Source organism: Paenibacillus sp. tmac-D7, assembly GCF_006519665.1.
GTDB classification, from domain to species: Bacteria; Bacillota; Bacilli; order Paenibacillales; family NBRC-103111; genus Paenibacillus_G; species Paenibacillus_G validus.
In genome coordinates, this window is sequence record NZ_VIDW01000003.1 from 124460 (window position 1) to 140543 (window position 16084).

At 54.4% G+C, this 16084-nt stretch carries 19 protein-coding genes; 18 read left to right on the top strand and 1 reads right to left on the bottom strand.

Annotated features, from left to right (window positions below; all coding sequences use genetic code 11):
- Nucleotides 1-186 precede the first annotated feature (186 nt).
- Nucleotides 187-981, top strand: coding sequence for a lipid II flippase Amj family protein (locus tag FKP33_RS03315; protein WP_141333921.1), 795 nt, complete (start codon nucleotides 187-189; stop codon nucleotides 979-981).
- Here the strand turns inward: FKP33_RS03315 and FKP33_RS03320 are convergent.
- Entirely contained in the window at nucleotides 937-1320 is a 384-nt protein-coding gene (locus FKP33_RS03320; protein WP_141333922.1) for a hypothetical protein, read from the bottom strand. The two genes, FKP33_RS03315 and FKP33_RS03320, sit on opposite strands and share 45 nt — an antisense overlap.
- A 269-nt stretch (nucleotides 1321-1589) precedes the next feature.
- On the opposite strand from FKP33_RS03320, the gene FKP33_RS03325 reads away from it, so the two are divergent.
- The 17 genes from FKP33_RS03325 to FKP33_RS03405 all read left to right on the top strand — a co-directional run bounded on the left by FKP33_RS03325 (nucleotide 1590) and on the right by FKP33_RS03405 (nucleotide 16055).
- On the top strand, nucleotides 1590-1985 hold the full coding sequence (locus FKP33_RS03325) for a DoxX family protein (RefSeq protein WP_127604714.1): 396 nt from the start codon (nucleotides 1590-1592) through the stop codon (nucleotides 1983-1985).
- Between the two features lie 74 nt (nucleotides 1986-2059).
- Nucleotides 2060-2755 (top strand): pirin family protein, encoded by a 696-nt coding sequence (locus FKP33_RS03330; protein ID WP_141333923.1) that lies wholly within the window; start codon nucleotides 2060-2062, stop codon nucleotides 2753-2755.
- A 149-nt stretch (nucleotides 2756-2904) separates the two neighbouring features.
- Nucleotides 2905-4068 (top strand): HEAT repeat domain-containing protein, encoded by a 1164-nt coding sequence (locus FKP33_RS03335; protein ID WP_127604417.1) that lies wholly within the window; start codon nucleotides 2905-2907, stop codon nucleotides 4066-4068.
- 180 nt (nucleotides 4069-4248) lie between these two features.
- Nucleotides 4249-4980 carry an MBL fold metallo-hydrolase gene (locus tag FKP33_RS03340; protein WP_141333967.1) on the top strand — a complete coding sequence of 244 codons (732 nt, stop codon included), beginning with the start codon at nucleotides 4249-4251 and terminating at the stop codon, nucleotides 4978-4980.
- 1 nt (nucleotide 4981) lies between these two features.
- Nucleotides 4982-5611, top strand: coding sequence for a TetR/AcrR family transcriptional regulator (locus tag FKP33_RS03345; RefSeq protein ID WP_054795824.1), 630 nt, complete (start codon nucleotides 4982-4984; stop codon nucleotides 5609-5611).
- A gap of 78 nt (nucleotides 5612-5689) precedes the next feature.
- On the top strand, nucleotides 5690-6265 hold the full coding sequence (locus FKP33_RS03350) for a permease (protein ID WP_141333924.1): 576 nt from the start codon (nucleotides 5690-5692) through the stop codon (nucleotides 6263-6265).
- Nucleotides 6266-6339: 74 nt separating this feature from the next.
- The gene (locus FKP33_RS03355) at nucleotides 6340-8268 is read left to right on the top strand and encodes a hypothetical protein (protein ID WP_141333925.1); all 1929 of its coding nucleotides are present in this window, start codon (nucleotides 6340-6342) and stop codon (nucleotides 8266-8268) included.
- A gap of 188 nt (nucleotides 8269-8456) precedes the next feature.
- On the top strand, nucleotides 8457-8897 hold the full coding sequence (locus FKP33_RS03360) for a GNAT family N-acetyltransferase (protein ID WP_306439329.1): 441 nt from the start codon (nucleotides 8457-8459) through the stop codon (nucleotides 8895-8897).
- Between the two features lie 25 nt (nucleotides 8898-8922).
- Nucleotides 8923-9534 (top strand): TraX family protein, encoded by a 612-nt coding sequence (locus FKP33_RS03365; RefSeq protein WP_127604411.1) that lies wholly within the window; start codon nucleotides 8923-8925, stop codon nucleotides 9532-9534.
- Between the two features lie 131 nt (nucleotides 9535-9665).
- Nucleotides 9666-9872, top strand: coding sequence for a cysteine-rich CWC family protein (locus FKP33_RS03370; protein WP_141333926.1), 207 nt, complete (start codon nucleotides 9666-9668; stop codon nucleotides 9870-9872).
- An 84-nt stretch (nucleotides 9873-9956) separates the two neighbouring features.
- The gene (locus FKP33_RS03375) at nucleotides 9957-10682 is read left to right on the top strand and encodes a ZIP family metal transporter (protein ID WP_127604407.1); all 726 of its coding nucleotides are present in this window, start codon (nucleotides 9957-9959) and stop codon (nucleotides 10680-10682) included.
- A gap of 35 nt (nucleotides 10683-10717) precedes the next feature.
- Nucleotides 10718-11179: a DinB family protein gene (locus FKP33_RS03380; RefSeq protein WP_054795828.1), complete on the top strand. Its 462-nt coding sequence runs from the start codon at nucleotides 10718-10720 to the stop codon at nucleotides 11177-11179.
- A gap of 34 nt (nucleotides 11180-11213) precedes the next feature.
- Entirely contained in the window at nucleotides 11214-11750 is a 537-nt protein-coding gene (locus tag FKP33_RS03385; RefSeq protein WP_054795829.1) for an NUDIX hydrolase, read from the top strand.
- 272 nt (nucleotides 11751-12022) lie between these two features.
- Complete coding sequence (locus FKP33_RS03390) at nucleotides 12023-14137, top strand: LTA synthase family protein (protein WP_181410029.1); 2115 nt, start codon at nucleotides 12023-12025, stop codon at nucleotides 14135-14137.
- Between the two features lie 183 nt (nucleotides 14138-14320).
- Nucleotides 14321-14557 (top strand): DUF6953 family protein, encoded by a 237-nt coding sequence (locus FKP33_RS03395; protein WP_164751699.1) that lies wholly within the window; start codon nucleotides 14321-14323, stop codon nucleotides 14555-14557.
- Nucleotides 14554-15111, top strand: a complete 558-nt coding sequence (locus tag FKP33_RS03400) for a cyclase family protein (RefSeq protein WP_141333927.1) — start codon at nucleotides 14554-14556, stop codon at nucleotides 15109-15111. Before FKP33_RS03395 ends, FKP33_RS03400 begins: the two co-directional genes overlap by 4 nt.
- A 65-nt stretch (nucleotides 15112-15176) precedes the next feature.
- A complete protein-coding gene (locus FKP33_RS03405) occupies nucleotides 15177-16055 on the top strand; it encodes a radical SAM/SPASM domain-containing protein (protein ID WP_127604401.1) in 879 nt (292 codons plus the stop codon).
- The last annotated feature ends 29 nt before the right edge of the window (nucleotides 16056-16084 follow it).

Genomic DNA, 16084 nt, shown 5'->3' on the forward strand with positions numbered 1-16084 from the left:
TACATTCGGTACCGAATTCGATATAGTGTCTGTAACTGCTGGAAAGTTATTCCTAATGGACGAGCTTGCCGTATTCATTCGGGGGGGTGAACCGGACACCGGGTTCGGTTCCGGCAGCCGGACAGAAAGGACTGTCGGAGGAGACGCAGTACAACGATGTCTTAGGCGGATGGGAGAGGGAGTCCGGTGATCAGTACGTTGATGTGGGTGTGCATCCTTACTCTGGTGATTCATAGCGTTGAAACGCTGTCTTACGCCATCCGGTTGTCGGGCGTACGCGCCGGGAAGCTGGCTGTCGCGCTATCCATAACGGGGGTCGTCGTGCTTGTGTCGCGTACCGCGAATTTGATTCAAGCGCCGTTAACGGCGAAGCTGATCGACCAGGCGAAAGGCAGCGAATCGTTTCCGCTGGAAACGTATTTCAGATACATTTTGGGCGCATCTTCGCTCGGGACGCTGGTCGCGATTGCGCTGTTTCCGACCTTCGTCTTTTTGTTCGCGAGGGTCATTGCGCATTTGGAAATCGAGGGCTCGATCCCGAAGCTGATCTCCAGCGTCACTGTCGATAAAATCAGGCACGCGAAGCATCACCTGCGCAAACCGCGTCTATCCATGCTGCGCAGTCTCCGATATTACGGCATTCCGAAGCGGCTGCTCGTCTTGAACGCCGTCGTCACCGCAATCTATACGGTAGGCGTCCTGTCTTCGTTGTATGCGGCTCATCTGGTACCGGCCTACAGTATGACGGCATCGCAATCGTCCGGACTCATCAACGGAATTGCGACGATTATGATGACGGTGTTTGTCGACCCTCAGCTGGCGCTCATTACGGATAAAGCGATTGCGAACGCCGAGGCGCGGAGCAAGCTCGGACGTATTTTCGGCCTGCTGATGATTTCGCGGTTTGCGGGCACGCTGCTTGCGCAGCTTTTTTTCTTACCGGGTGCGTACTGGGTCAGTTTGGTAGTACAGTGGCTTTAACATGGAGGCACTCGACGTTAGCGGGGAATTGACGCACGGATTGATGGATGGAGGATGACGCAGCCCCCAGTTGGCCCGGCTGGTGGCGTCGGCTGCATTCGTCTGGAAAGCTTGAATCCCGCCGTAGGGAAGAGGAGTTCCTCCGAGGCCTGGCGGTACGAAGCCCGGCGTACTGCCGGATCGACCGAGCTCCGCCGTACGGTCGAGGCCGGCGCCGGCCGGGCTTGCTGGCGCGGCTGCGAGGGGCGTTATCTGCAGCGCAGCAGCGAAAGCCGTCGTCACAGGCACGGACGCAGACAGAGCGGCGAACACGATGAAAAAGAACCAGCTTTTCAACATTCAACATGACCTCCGTTAGCCGGGGAACCCATTTTTCTGATAGCATTCCCCAATTCGCCTGCGCGCTTGCAACATCAATCTAGGAATATTTCGATACCTGTTGACAGCGGTCAAACGATCCGATATATTTATCTTAAATTAAAGATAATTCGACGGGGACGATCGGCCGAAAGGTTGAATTATTTTTATGTATAAATCTTAATATTAAGATTTTATTGCGTGAAGTCTTAACTTTAAGATAAAATAAAACTTTAGGAGGCTTTTTTATGATGATGGACACCGGATTGTTGATCATTCGTTTGGTTGTTGGCTTGACGTTAGCGGCGCATGGCGCTCAGAAGCTGTTCGGCTGGTTCGGAGGCTACGGTCCGAAAGGCACCGGGGGCTGGATGGACTCCATCGGTATCAAGCCGGGCGTACTTATGGCGGTGCTCGCCGGGTTGATGGAGCTCGCAGGCGGCATATTGTTCGCTGCGGGGCTGTTCACACCGGTTGCCGCCGCGTTGATCGCGGTCACGATGCTTGTTGCGATCGTGAAAGTGCACGCTGCTAACGGCTACTGGGTTTCGTCGAACGGATACGAATACAACCTGGTGCTGATTGCTGTTTCGGTCGGCATCGCATTCATCGGCGCCGGCGCTTATTCGCTTGACGCGCTGCTGTGAGCATTGGGCCCGCTGCGCCCGATGGGAGCGTACCTCCTCACCTAATACTGTCAAGAGAATGGAGGATTTATTCGATGATACGCATTTATCCCGCTGCTTCCCGTTACTCTGCCGACCACGGCTGGTTGAAAAGCAATTTTAGTTTCTCCTTCGGCGACTACTACGATCCTGAGAACATGAACTTCGGCGTCTTGCGGGTGTTGAACGACGACACGATTGCAGGCGAACGCGGCTTCGGGGCTCATCCGCATCGCGAGATGGAGATCGTCACGATTGTCCTGAAGGGTCAGCTGCAGCATGAAGACAGTACCGGCCGCAAAGCCGTTACAACGTTCGGCCAAGTGCAGCGGATGTCGGCGGGCACGGGCATCATTCATTCGGAGGTCAACCCGTCCAGCGAAGAAGTACAGCTGCTGCAGCTTTGGTTCATACCGGCCGAACGGGGATTAACCCCGTCATACGAAACGACGGATTACGACTTGACGAAGCTGCGCCACCAATTGCTGCCGGTCGTTTCCAACGCATCCGGTCCCCATATCGCGCACATCCATCAAGATATGACGATCTATTTGAGCGAGCTGGAGAACGAAACGATCGACTTTCAGCAGAAGGAAGGGCGGCGTACGTTCCTGTTCGTCATTGAAGGCTCGCTGACGTTGAACGGTGACAACAAGCTCGATCGCCGGGATTCCGCGCGAATCGAGGACGTTACCAACCTGTCCCTTCAAGCCGAAGGTCAGACGCTGTTTATGCTGATTGACCTTCCCTAAAATCAAGATTCCGTAAACGAGGTGCCGGTCCTTCGCTGCAAATGCGGGGACCGGCACTTATTTTTATGTGAAAAATCTATATTTTTCAAGTTCAAGCGAATACGTTATACTGTTGCTATATCTTTTCCATCTTGGGGGTTGAACCGTACATGAGCCAGAATGGCGATTACGGCGCGATGGGGCGCCAATATTTACAAGCGGAATCATATGGCGTCGCGGCTTTTTGTTTATATCGCGCGATTTTGGAAAATAAGGAAAACGCCAGTGCGTGGAACGGCTTGATCCTCGCCTTGACTTTCATGCGTAAGGAGTACGATGTCCAGACGGTGCTTGCGAGATTTGCCCTGCAGCCGCAGCTCCCTTATGATCCGGACATGATTTCGTTCGCGATGATGATGTGGCAGAACAACCCGCGTGCGCTTGGGGAATGGATGGCCGCGGTGTCCCGGATGCGGGGGACCGGCGAGCATAAAGCGATGCTGACCGGGCTGGAGGCCGACCTGAAGAAAGCATACGGCGACCTTGTGGAGCAGCACGGCGAAGAGACGTTACAGGAAAAAGGCATGATCCCGCTTGCGGAATATGCCGCCAGACGGATTGAACTTGACTGGATTCACGAAGGCGGATCCGTCGATACGATATATAACAACGCGAAAGAATGGATCGAAGATCCCGAGCAGGCGCTCTCGTGCGTTCGCTTGCTTTGTATGCTGCCGGACCCGCGCAGCGAGAAGCTGCTGCGTCGCGTTTGCCGCAACGAAGAGCTGGATAGCAAGGTGCGCACCCATGCGCTGCTTGCGCTGCGCTGGCTGGGCATACGCGGCAACGTGAAGTTCCATAACTTCGGCGAATCATTCGTCGTTAATCTGGACAATCCGCAGCCGGAGCTGACGGTCTCGGTACCCGCCGTCTTCAAGCCGGCCTTGAACCGGATGATGCTGTGGGTTGCTAAAGAACAAGGTCATGTTACAGCGGACGAATACGAAGCGGCCGCGTCCACCGACGAACCGGAATTTTCGGACGAACTGGCCGAGAAGGTGAAGAATGCCGAGCTTCCTTCGCTGCTTCAGGAAGTCGTGCATACGCTGATTCGTGCCGCCTATGACAAATATTATCCGCTCGTCCCCACGATTCGCGGGACTCGGGACTGGGCCGCCGCATTCCTGATGCTGATGAAGGATTACGCCGTCGGCGTCGGGATGGGTTGGCCGCTCGGCGAACCGGAGCAGATCGAGCAAGCTGTGCTTCACCGCAATTGGCTGCTGAGCGGTTCGCCGGACTTCTATGAAACGCTGCAGTCCGTCCATGCTTAACGCGCCGACCCCGTTATGAAGAGAAGAACCGATTTCCCGCATAAGCTGACGGCGGGGAGGCGGTTCTTTTTGTTATTGAACATAAAATGAAGCAAGCTGCCATTTTTTACTTGCCAAAACTAATAACATTAGTTATTATAAAACTAACGACATTAGTTTATGAGGGCGGTGAATCTTATGATGCGTATGAAAAGAGAATTGACTTTGGCGCAACTGACATTTTTTCCTAGGTTATTTCCGGTAAATTGTTATTTGATTGAGGAAGAAGACGGTTTAACGCTTATCGATGCCGCGCTTTCGGTAAGTTTGAAGGGGATTCTGCAAGCGGCTCGGCTCATCGGGAAGCCGATCGTGCGCATCGCGCTGACGCATGCTCACGGGGATCACGTAGGGGCGCTTGACGGACTGAAGCGCCAGCTGCCGGACGCGCCGGTTCTGATCTCGGTCCGCGACGCACGGTTAATGCGCGCGGATTCTTCCTTGGATCCGGGCGAGCCTCAACGGCCGATCCGCGGCGGCCTGCCGAAGAAGCTGCAAACCCGTCCCGATGTTCTGCTGAAGGATGGCGACCGGATCGGTTCGCTGACGGCCGTCTCCGTACCGGGGCATACGCCTGGCTCGATGGCGTTCTACGACGAACGCACCGGCTTTCTGATCGCCGGGGACGCGATGCAAACAAGAGGCGGAATTGCGGTATCGGGCCAGATGGTGCCTTGGTTTCCTTTTCCGGCGATGGCTACGTGGGATAAACAAACGGCGCTGGACAGCGCCCGGAAGCTGCGCGAGCTGCAGCCCTCGATGCTGGCGGTCGGTCACGGCGATCTGCTGCCGAACCCGCTTCAGGCGATAGACCGCGCGATTGCCCAAGCCGAACTTAGATTAAACGGAAAACCCACGCAAAGGAGCGTTTAGCATGTCACCGAGAATGGGATTGGATTTACCGGCTATTTTACAGGCAGCCACCGAAATCGCCGATCAGCAGGGCCTGGAGAACGTCAGTTTGGCCGGGCTTGCGAACAAGCTGGACGTTCGTTCTCCATCGCTTTACAACCATGTGAACGGACTTCCCGGTTTGCGCAAGAAGATGGCCGTGTACGGCATCGGGCTGCTCACGGCCGACATGAGGCACGCTGCCGTCGGCCGGTCCGGCGACGAGGCGCTGCGCGCCATTGCCCGCGCCTACGTGAGCTTCGTGAGGAAGCATCCGGGCTTGTATGAGGCGACGCTGCGGGCGCCGGAGGCTGACGATGAGGACCACCGCCGCGAATCGGAGGCGCTTGTCGCCCTGGTCGTCCGTGTGCTTGACGTGTACGAATATCAGGGGGAGGACGTTTATTACGTCGTCCGCTGCTTTCGCAGCATGCTGCACGGCTTTGCCTCCCTGGAGCAGCAGGGCGGCTTCGGGATGCCGCTTGGCCTGGACGATACGCTCGAGCTGCTGATCGATGCGTTTCTGGCCGGCATGCGGGTGTTGAAGCAGCAGCGGGTTAGCGGTCTGACGAAACCCGATGCATGGAGCGAGAGAGCGGGGGATGCGCGATGACTTTTATCGGATTCATGTTATTGTTCAGTGTGGTCTGCGGAATTTTAGATGCGAAAGCACGCAAGGGGGGATGGTAAGATGTTTGCCGGACATTTTGGATTGGCTGCCGCGGTGAAGGCGAAGACGCCTGAAGTACCGTTGTGGGCATTAGTCGTAAGCACGCAGCTGCTGGACGTCGTCTTCGTCCCTTTGTTTCTGGCGGGGGTGGAAACGATGGAGCCGGTCGGGGCGGGAGGCTACGGAGAAAGCATTATTCATGCCGATTATTCGCACTCCTTGCTGGGAGCGCTGCTCATCAGCCTGCTGGCCGGCTGGATCGGCGGCCGCTTATGGGGGCGGCGCGGAGGTCTCGTTATTGCCGCCCTAGCATTCAGTCACTGGCTGCTCGACCTGGCGGTGCACCGGACGGATATGCCGATATTGCCTGGCAATACCGGAGATTTGCCGCTGCTCGGATTCGGCTTGTGGACCTCGGCATCGGCCAGTATCGCCGTTGAGGCGATCCTGCTTGCCGTCGGCTTCTTCTTATACACGCGCTCTATAGTAGGCGCGAAGGGAGTGAAGTCGAACCGCGGAATAAGGTTTGCCGCGATTGGAACGATGGGGGGGCTGCTCGTTTTGTCGCTGCTGGCGGATGTGCTGGGGATCGGTTGACAGGCTGATTTTGTAACTTTTTCCTGGCGGCTTGCGTTAGTTAGGTGAACGTACCGATAGGAGGAAACAAGCTCATGTGGAAAAAAGCGCTGCTTGCCGCTTCGCTGCTGCTGCCGCTAACGTGCGCTCCTGCAGAGGCGGCTAAAGTCGGGCCGCTCATTAAAGTGGTGGAGCCGGAACCGATGCGCATCCCCTCGACGATTCATCTGCTGGCGAAGACGCCGATGTACAAAGACGTGGATACGGCGGCGGCCCCTGCCGACGGCTTACTTGCGCCGCAGCACGATGTGATCGTGCTCGGCGGCCAATACGACTGGGCGCGGGGACGCAGCTGGTGGAAGATTCAAACCTGGCTCGGGGAGCGATGGATTTCGCCGGAGCCCTGGAACGTCGATGTGCCGCCGCCGACCAAGCTGACGCTGCTGGACTTGACGCCGTTATACGCGGCCAGGGACGCATCGTTGCCGCCGTCGGCCGAGCTTACGCCGCAAGAGGTGCAGGTGGTGGATGCCGAGAAGCAGTGGTTCTACAGCAACGATCCGAACGAGAAGAAATGGATAAAAATACGTACGACTTGGCTCGGCGATCAATGGCTCCAGCTCCCGGTTGGGCAAATCGGGAACATCAAGCCGCTCGATACGTATGCTTATTACGGCGGCGAACCGGTTTACAGCCGGCTGCCCGCAAATCGTTACCAGATGAACCCGGAAGACTCCGACCTCAGGCTGGAGAATGAGACGGTTCATTTGATCGGGGAGTATGTAACGGTTTATGATCATTTTTACCTGACGGAAACGAAGGCTGGGCGAGGCTGGGTCGCAAATCGGGGCGCCGAGGCGATCCGCAGGACGGAGAATGTCGCCATTCAATCGGATACGCCATTAATCCCGGATCTGACCCGTCCGAACGTCTATACGGTTCTCCAGCCGCAAACCGTCCAGTCGTTCGAACGATTGGCGGACGAGGAGACGTATCATGTTCGTACGCCGCAAGGGGAAGGGTGGATCCGCACCGCTTATGCGGAGCCGACGGATGCGAAGCCGATATCCTTAACTGTGAAGCTGGGAAGCGAACGGGGATTGAACAGATTCCCGTTCGCGTTGTTCCCGCTCGACCGCACGCTGCCGGCCGGCGAAACGATTCGGACGACGGCCTATTATTGGAAGGGAGATCCGTGGGAACCCTACTGGTATCAGGTCGAGCCGGCAGACGGAAGCGGCAAAGCGTGGCTGCAGCTTGATCCGCGCGTCGACCGTATCGATCTTCCGGGAGAAGCTCCTGCCGCGTACGCCGCTTTTCAGCAGACGCAGGCTTATACGATTGCCGCCGGGCCGGATGCAACTTTACGCACGCAGGGGAAGACCGTCGGGTATTTGAAGGACGGCGTACCTTATTTTGCACTGGAGGAGGCCGCTCCTTTGTTTAATTTTGAGCTCGGCGAGGCGGACGGGCTCGGCAGGGTAGAGGTCCGCCACCCAAGCGGGTACTCATTCGTGCTTCAGCCCGGACAGACACAGGCCGAAACGCGGTGGAACGGACACGTGGAAGAAACCGTACCGCTCCTGGAAAAACCGACGATTCGCGACGGTCAGCTGATCTTGCAGGGAGACGATCTCGGTCTTCTGCTCGGGACGTCCATCGACTGGTTCGAAAGCCGCCAGTACTTGTACTTATTCACCGATCAGTACCGGATCGACACCGGATCGGGCACCTTTCACACAGACGGTAACCGGGCGCACGCGACGATGCTGCTGCTCTACCGGAGCGTTCAGCCATACGAGCCGAATCCGGCGCTCGCACCGAAGCTGGTCGTTCGGCAGGGCAGCGGGGAAGCGTCAACCTCTAACGCCCGAACCGTAGACAGTGGTTGGCTGCCGCCGAGCTGGAAGCTTGCCCTCCATACGGCGTCTGCACCGCAGATGAACGCAAGCGCCGATTCGTTAAGCGCCACGGTTACGCTCGGTGCTAGAATTTTGTGGAAGCGGGATTTGTCCGCCAAGTGATGTTTAGGCAAAGCCTCCAAAGCCGGTTGCGGATGACGCGACGGTGATGGGGGCTGCTGTTCGTAAGCCCGAACCACCCGGGCAAGGGGAAGCAAGCTATTCCTTCGCAGGCTTGCAGGAGTCGGGCCGTCTGGTGTCGAAAGCAAATGCGAAGCAATTTCCTGTATAAACAAGAGACGGAGTGAGACATGATGTTAACCAACCTCAAAACCCAATTGCAGGAGCCTGCCGTCCGGGAGCTCCTGGAGTATTCGATATTTCCCGATCCCGACCTGCTGGAGCAAGTCGTCGGCGAGTACGAGCGAAGTGAGGAACTCGAGCTGTATGGCTATGAAGAACAGGGGGAACTTGTCGGCATTGTCGGTTTTACGGTGTCGGATCGGAACGAGATGGAAATTAAACATCTAGCCGTTCACCCCGACGCGCGCGGGCGCGGTTACGGCAGGGGACAAATACTAGAGCTGCTCGCGCTCAAAAAACCGGCCCGTATCGTAGCGGAGACCGATGAGGAAGCGGTAAATTTTTATCGGAATATCGGGTTCACCGTGATCGGATTGGGGGAAAAATATCCTGGGATCGAACGGTACCGCTGTGAATACGAGGCCGAAATCGACGATAACCGGTCCTAATCACGCGTAAGGGGGAGTGGTTGTCATGTGGCAATGGGTCGCCATGATCAGCATGACCGCGGATCATATCGGTTACGTTTTTTATCCGGATGACCCGTTATGGCGGGTTGTCGGAAGGATGGCTTTTCCCGTTTATGCGTATTTGCTCGTTCAAGGCTACCTGCATACGCGCAGCGTCTGGCGCTATTTGCTGCGTCTGTTGTTTATTTTCGCCGTCGCGCAAATTCCTTATATGGCTTTGTTAAAGACGCTGGAGATGAATGTCGTCGGCACGCTGTTGATTAGCTTGACGGTTCTCTGGGCGATCGACAAGCTTTCATGGGGGTTGAAGACGGCCGTAATCGCGGCTGCCGCGGGTCTGCTCCTATGGATTCCGTTCGATTATGGGGTGTACGGGCTTATCCTCGTGCTCGTGTACCGGTATGTCCGCACGTATTGGGCCGTTGCCGCACATGCCGTCTTGACGCTAATCCTGTATGCGGGCGTTCCTATCCAAATGTTCAGCGTATTGGCGACGCTGCTTTTATATGCCGGGGCATTGCCGATAAGCCGTCAGGTGCCGGCTTGGCTGTGGCGCAGTTTTTATCCCTTGCATTTAGGGATACTGTTCATTTGGTTCACGCTTCAGATCAATTAGCGGCATAAATTATTAATCGAATTAAATAGATAGAAGGGGCATCCATGGGACGGGAGTGTCCTTTTTTGACAAGTCCATGATATGATAGAGCACATGAAGACGGGGCCGGAAGCGGGAAAGGCGGTGAGCGCGTGAATAATGGAACGGCCTGTGCCGGGCAATGTCCGCTTTGCGGAGCGGATAACGGGTGCAGTTACGTGCAGGGGAAGCCGATCGAAGCGTGCTGGTGCTGGAAGGAGCTGGTCCCCAAGACGCTGCTGGAACGGATCCCGGACGAGCGAAAGGGGAAGGCGTGCGTTTGCAGGCCATGCGTGAACGCCGGCGAGAGCGCTGAATGAAACGTGCAGGGCTGATTTTCGGGCAGCTTTCGATATAATGGAAATACTTACATCATAGTCTAGTCGTACAAGGAGGCGAAATCTATCGAGACGTTGCTGATCGGGAGCATTTGTTCGGCGCTGTCGACCGGATTAGGCGCGTTACCGATCTTATTTTTCAAAAAGCTGACCCACCGTTGGCGGGATTTGCTTCTCGCCTTTACGGCGGGCGTGATGGTGTCCGCTTCGATGTTCGGTTTAATCCCTCAGGCGCTTGACGTTTCCAACACGTTCGTCGTTTCCGTCGGCGTCATGATGGGGGTAACGATCTTAAGCTTAATGGAGAAGTTCATTCCTCACATCGATGTGGAACGTCCGCAGAAGGTCATTTCGGATAAAGCGTTCTTGGTGGTGGCGGCATTATTCCTGCACAATATACCCGAGGGTCTTTCGGTGGGGGTCAGCTATGCGCACGTGAACCCCGAGCTCGGCGCTATCGTGGCGATCGGAATCGGGCTGCAAAACATGCCGGAGGGGCTGCTCGTCGCCTTGTTTTTGAGCTATCAGGAGATTAGCCGTTGGAAGGCGTTTCTGGTGGCGACGCTGACCGGCGTTGTCGAGATTTTTGCCGCGCTGCTCGGTTACGGAATGACCCATTACGTGCAAGGGCTGGTCCCTTACGGTCTGTCGTTTGCCGCGGGTGCCATGATGTTTATCGTATACAAAGAGCTGATTCCGGAAAGCCATGGCGACGGGAACGAGCGGATTTCCACGTTTTCTTTCATCTTCGGGCTGCTCGCCATGATTGTCCTGATGGACCTCTTTAGTTAATTGACCGATCACTCCTGGACGAAAGGAACTACCGTATGATAACGATCAAAACACATCTGGAACGTATGTTTGATCATGTGCATTGGGCCAACCTGCGCATCCTCGCAGCGCTGCAGGCCTCCGATGGCAAACCGGATAAAGCCGTCAGGCTGTTCGCCCATATTTTGGGCGCCGAGAACGTATGGTTGACCCGGATGAACGGGGAAGACGGCGGATCGTTTCCGATCTGGCCGGAGGCCGATTTGGCGGAGTGCGGGCGTATGGCGGAAGCGAATCGGGCCGGGTATGCGCGATTGTTCGAACGCTTGAACGAGAGCGACTTGTCCGAAGCGACGACGTACCGGAACACGAAAGGCGACGTTTTTCAGACGGTGCTGGCCGATATTTTAACGCATGTGTCCATGCACGGCAGCTATCATCGCGGTCAAGTGAACGCGCTGCTGCGCGCCGAAGGCTTCGAGCCGGCCAATACGGATTACATTACGTTCGTCCGGTAATGCGGCGATAATTTCCTGTTCAAGAAGGTGCGGTATGTTAGCCTATAACATTTGTTTTATTCGAAGAAGCGATGAAATTTTACTGCTAAACCGGAATAAGCCCTCCTGGATGGGCAGATGGAACGGCGTAGGCGGGAAGGTCGAGAACGGCGAGACGCCGCGGGCTTCCGTCCTGCGGGAAGTATATGAGGAGACCGGCATCCGGCTGGATACGGTTCGCTTCAAAGGGATCGTCACTTGGCTGGTGGACGGCCGGCATTACGGCGGCATGTATTTGTATACGGCCGAGCTGGAAGCGGCTTACCCCTATGAAACGCCGATCAAGACGGAAGAAGGCATCCTGGACTGGAAGAAGATCGATTGGATCCTCGACCCGAACAACGAAGGGGTCGCGTCCAATCTCCCGCGGTTTATTCCGTTGATGCTTCAGGAGGACGGCTGCTACGATCATCATTGCCTCTTTATGAACGGTGCGATGACCGGCGTCGTGTCCAGACCGATCGCCGCCGCCACGGAGACCGATGCGGCGCTGCTGGCAGGCGCCAGGGAGAAAGCGGAGCTCACCCCATAACGTAATGCGATTTACACCCCACAACCTGCGCCTGCGGCTATGTTGCGGGGTGTTTGCTTGATCCGGACAAAAACAGAACGTAGCCGGGAATATGCAAACGGGGGAAGATCGAATGTCGCGCGGTAAACCGAAATCCATAGACTGGATATTAACTAAAAATTAATGCAAGAGAAGCTGAAAAACGTAAAGTATGCTATACTGAGACTAGGTGCTTCATAAAAAATTTATAATTCGAGCGACCTACTATATCAGACATCGAATGTGGGGAGAACATGGGGGAACTACAGCTTGCGATTCGTCATTATGGCATTCAAACGGCGCGGCGGTTGCCGTTATTTTTATGTTCAGTTTGGATCGTATTTTTAGTCGAGCTTCTGAGCCGGGGCAAGTGGGGCGATACGTTCGGCTGGACGTTCCTGGCGATTCCGAAACTGACGCTGAACGCCTTGGTCGTGTTGGGGCTGTTGCTGCTGCTCAGCGCGCTTACGAACAGTGTCCGGCTTTCGTTCTGGCTGGTGGCCACCGTCTGCCTGGCGTTCAGTCTCATCAGCGGGATCAAGCTGGAAATTCTCGGCGTCCCGTTCCTGCCCTGGGATCTGCTGCTTACGAGCGAAACGAAGGACATGACACCGTATATCGGCGGCCTGTTCAATTTTACGGTGATATCAGGAGTTGTCGTGTTTATTGCAGTCAGCCTGTTGTTACTTTATAAGCTGCCGCGAGTCGCCGTGAAATTGAAATGGAAGCACCGTACGACGATGGGGTTGTTCTCCGCGCTTCTGTTGGTTTCGATCTATAACGACGGAGCCATTTCCTTGAAGAAACTGGCCAATATAGAAAACCTGGCCTGGGATCAAACGGAAAATGTGAAGACGAACGGCTTTCTGTTGTCGACGATCATGAATTTAAAGTTTTTGAACTTGAAGGAGCCGTCCGGCTATAACGATCAAAGCATCCGCTCGATTGCTTCGTCCGTCCCCCCGGCGGTACCGGTTGCAGGGGATGTGAAGCCGAACATCATTGTCGTCCTCAGCGAATCGTTCTGGGATGCGACGCAAGTGAAAGGCTTGACGTTCAGTCAAGACCCGATTCCCTTTTATCACGCGCTGAGCGCTAAATATTCGAGCGGAACGATGCTTTCTCCGCAATACGGGGGCGGTACGGCCAATGTCGAATTCGAGGTATTGACGGGCAATTCGATGCGCTTCCTGCCGCAAGGTTCGATTCCATATAATCAGTATGTCGATAAAGGCATCGATTCCATGGCCAGCATATTGAAGCGTCAAGGGTACGACACGACGGCGATTAATCCATTCCATAGCTGGTTTTATAACAGCAAGAAGGTGTATGAGAACTTCGGTTTCTCGAAGTACATCTCGCAGGAGTTTTTTGAACCCGACTATGAAGGTCCTTATTTGTCTGACCGCTCCGTGGCGAAGTATATTATCGAATCCGGGGAGAAGACGCCGGGGCCCGATTTTATTTTTGCCAATACGATGCAGAATCATTACCATTACTACCCCGGTAAATTCAAGGAGAATACAATCGAGGTGACCGGCGTGACCGGCGAAGCGAAGGGTCTCTTCGAAACGCTGGCCCAAGGCTTGCAAGGAGCAGACAACATGCTGAAGCAGCTGGTCACGTACTACGAGCAGAAACAGGAGCCGACCATTATCGTATTTTTCGGCGATCATTTGCCAAGCCTCGGCGAAAATTATAAAGCTTATAAAGATAGCGGCTACCTGCAAGAGAACGACCCGGATTTTCTGAATAAAATGTACCGTGTCCCGGTGCTCGTATGGAACAACTACTTGCCTCAGCATCAGGACAAGCTGGACATGAGTCCTTCGTTCCTCAGTTCATACGTATTGAAGCTGGCTGAGCGCCCAGGCACTTATTACACGGATTTTTTATATCAGCTTTCGCAAAAGTCGCCCGTCATCCCGCCGAAAAACATGTACGCGGTGATGGGGATCGATGAGAATGCGCTGCAAAGCTATGAGAAGCTGCAATACGATATTATGTTCGGCAAACAATATGGATACGGCGATTGGGCCGGGACGATCAAGGACCCGAATTACGTATTAGGGCCCGGCAAGCTCGAGATCGAGGACATCCAAGTCCAGGCCTCCGGCGACGATCAGGTTGTGAAGGTGTCGGGGCAAAACCTGCCGCACAATGGCGTCGTGCTTATCAACGGTCAACCGGCTGTCACCGAATGCAAGAAGCTTGGCGAATTAACAGCGGTCGTAACGCCGGAAGCTGCCGGCTCGCAGGAGTTCAATATCGAAATCGTGGTGAAAGATTCCAAGGATATCGTGGTCGCCACCTCCAATAAAGTCGCCTATTCGGCGAATGCGGCAAATGCGGCAAATGAGGTGAAGTAGCCATTCGTACAAACACCCCTTAAGTCAGGCGATGGGATTTACCGCCAGGTAGGTCTAAGCCACTGCCAAGGGGTGTTTTTCTGTTGACGGTACACGTTCCTCCACGCGTACCAACGGTTCGCTAAATCAGCAGGTTTCGGCTATACTGAACAGGGAACCCTTATCAGTTAGGAGAGAATAGATGTGGAATATTCAGCCCAAGATGTTGCGGATTGGATGCTCGCCAAGGTCAAGAATGCGGGCATTTTATATCAAAGCGACGCCGTTAACCATATTGTCAGCCACTTCGGAGAATCCTATATTTATGTGAATGAGAACGGAAATACGTCCATTTCCAAAGAGGTCAAAAAATTATTCAAGAAACTCCATGGCGGCCGGGTTGCCTGGGATCGGGACGGTTTCTTCTGGGGATGGACATGAAGATCATTGATTTATCCGTACCCTTATATACGGGCATGCCTGTTTTTCCCGGCGATCCGGAAGTACGTGTTGCCGTGGTGCAAACCTATGAAACGCATGCGTGGGAATTGCGGCAGCTCATCCTCGGTTCGCATACGGGTACGCACGTTGACGCCTTTTCTCATATGCATGCAGGTCTGGAAACGTTAGATGAAATACCGCTGGAACGTTTTTTTGGCAGGGCTCGGGTTGTCGATCCCCGGCAACCGGATTGGCCCAGAGACAGAGGATTGTTGTTTATAGATGAGGTCGGAATAGAAGCAGCCGGTAAAATCATCGGGTTGAATCCGGGATTTGTAGGCGGGAATCTAACGGAAGAGTTAGAGAGAGCTCTACTCGGCGAGAGAATCATCACGTATACGGATTTAATTCATTTGGACCGGCTGCCGAAGGAAACAGACTTTATGTTTTTTGGAGTGCCCTTAAAGATTAAGGGCGGGGATGGTTCGCCGGTCCGGGCTTTTGCTATTTTGGAAGACGAGTCTCCCGGGATTTCATTGAAAGAAACGCCATGAACGGTTAAAATGAACGGGGAAGCTACTAGCTGCGTACAGCGCAAATAGGATCGGAGTATGGATGGATGAAGAAGTTTAAGAAGTTTTATATCGAAATTACAAGCGTCTGTAATTTGGCTTGCAGCTTTTGTCCGCAAACGAAGCGGCAAGCCAATTTTATTAAAATCGAAGATTTCAAAAAAACGCTCGATCAAGTTCGGCCTCATACGGATTATATTTATTTTCATTTAAAAGGCGAGCCGCTGCTTCATCCCAAGATCGATGAACTGCTCGATATCAGCCATGAAAAAGGGTTTAAAGTCAATATTACGACCAACGGGACATTGCTCCATAAAGCCGGACCTAAAATCATGATGAAACCGGCGCTCCGTCAGATGAACTTCTCGCTGCATAGCTTTGACGGACATGCCGGCTCCACCGACAAGGAAGGCTACATTTCCAGTGTTTTGTCCTATGTGAAGGAAGCGGTACAGAAAACCGGCATGATCATCTCCTTGAGGCTATGGAATCTCGATACGGACAATGCAACGAACCAGCAAAGAAATCGAAATCGCGAAATTCTGGAAATCATCGAACGCGAATTTCATCTGCCCTACAGAATCGAAGAAAAATTCGTGCGAGGCAGCGGATTGAAAATTGCCGACCGTATTTATTTGAATCAGGATCATGAATTTCAATGGCCCGATCTCAAGGCGCCGGAAATAGAGGGAAGCGGATTCTGTCATGCGCTTCGGAACCAGGCGGGTATACTTGTGGACGGAACGGTAGTGCCTTGCTGTCTGGACGGAGAGGGCGTTATTAATTTAGGAAATATTCACCGGACGCCGTTCTCCGAGATCGTGGAGGGCGAACGGGCGAACAATCTGTATAACGGTTTCTCCAGAAGAGAAGCGGTTGAGGAATTATGCAAGAAGTGCGGGTATCGCACAAGATTCAGCGTGTAATCGTTTCGAAGGCTTGGTCAGAACGCTGC

Bases quoted from the DNA above. Each gene is read 5' to 3' on its own strand.
- FKP33_RS03330 (WP_141333923.1), top strand. From the start codon at position 2,060: ATGATACGCATTTATCCCGCTGCTTCCCGTTACTCTGCCGACCACGGC.
- FKP33_RS03340 (WP_141333967.1), top strand. From the start codon at position 4,249: ATGCGTATGAAAAGAGAATTGACTTTGGCGCAACTGACATTTTTTCCT.
- FKP33_RS03350 (WP_141333924.1), top strand. From the start codon at position 5,690: ATGTTTGCCGGACATTTTGGATTGGCTGCCGCGGTGAAGGCGAAGACG.
- FKP33_RS03400 (WP_141333927.1), top strand. From the start codon at position 14,554: ATGAAGATCATTGATTTATCCGTACCCTTATATACGGGCATGCCTGTT.
- FKP33_RS03345 (WP_054795824.1), top strand. From the start codon at position 4,982: ATGTCACCGAGAATGGGATTGGATTTACCGGCTATTTTACAGGCAGCC.
- FKP33_RS03355 (WP_141333925.1), top strand. From the start codon at position 6,340: ATGTGGAAAAAAGCGCTGCTTGCCGCTTCGCTGCTGCTGCCGCTAACG.
- FKP33_RS03380 (WP_054795828.1), top strand. From the start codon at position 10,718: ATGATAACGATCAAAACACATCTGGAACGTATGTTTGATCATGTGCAT.
- FKP33_RS03365 (WP_127604411.1), top strand. From the start codon at position 8,923: ATGTGGCAATGGGTCGCCATGATCAGCATGACCGCGGATCATATCGGT.
- FKP33_RS03390 (WP_181410029.1), top strand. From the start codon at position 12,023: ATGGGGGAACTACAGCTTGCGATTCGTCATTATGGCATTCAAACGGCG.
- FKP33_RS03405 (WP_127604401.1), top strand. From the start codon at position 15,177: ATGAAGAAGTTTAAGAAGTTTTATATCGAAATTACAAGCGTCTGTAAT.
- FKP33_RS03325 (WP_127604714.1), top strand. From the start codon at position 1,590: ATGATGGACACCGGATTGTTGATCATTCGTTTGGTTGTTGGCTTGACG.
- FKP33_RS03335 (WP_127604417.1), top strand. From the start codon at position 2,905: ATGAGCCAGAATGGCGATTACGGCGCGATGGGGCGCCAATATTTACAA.
- FKP33_RS03360 (WP_306439329.1), top strand. From the start codon at position 8,457: ATGATGTTAACCAACCTCAAAACCCAATTGCAGGAGCCTGCCGTCCGG.
- FKP33_RS03385 (WP_054795829.1), top strand. From the start codon at position 11,214: ATGTTAGCCTATAACATTTGTTTTATTCGAAGAAGCGATGAAATTTTA.
- FKP33_RS03320 (WP_141333922.1), bottom strand. From the start codon at position 1,320: ATGTTGAAAAGCTGGTTCTTTTTCATCGTGTTCGCCGCTCTGTCTGCG.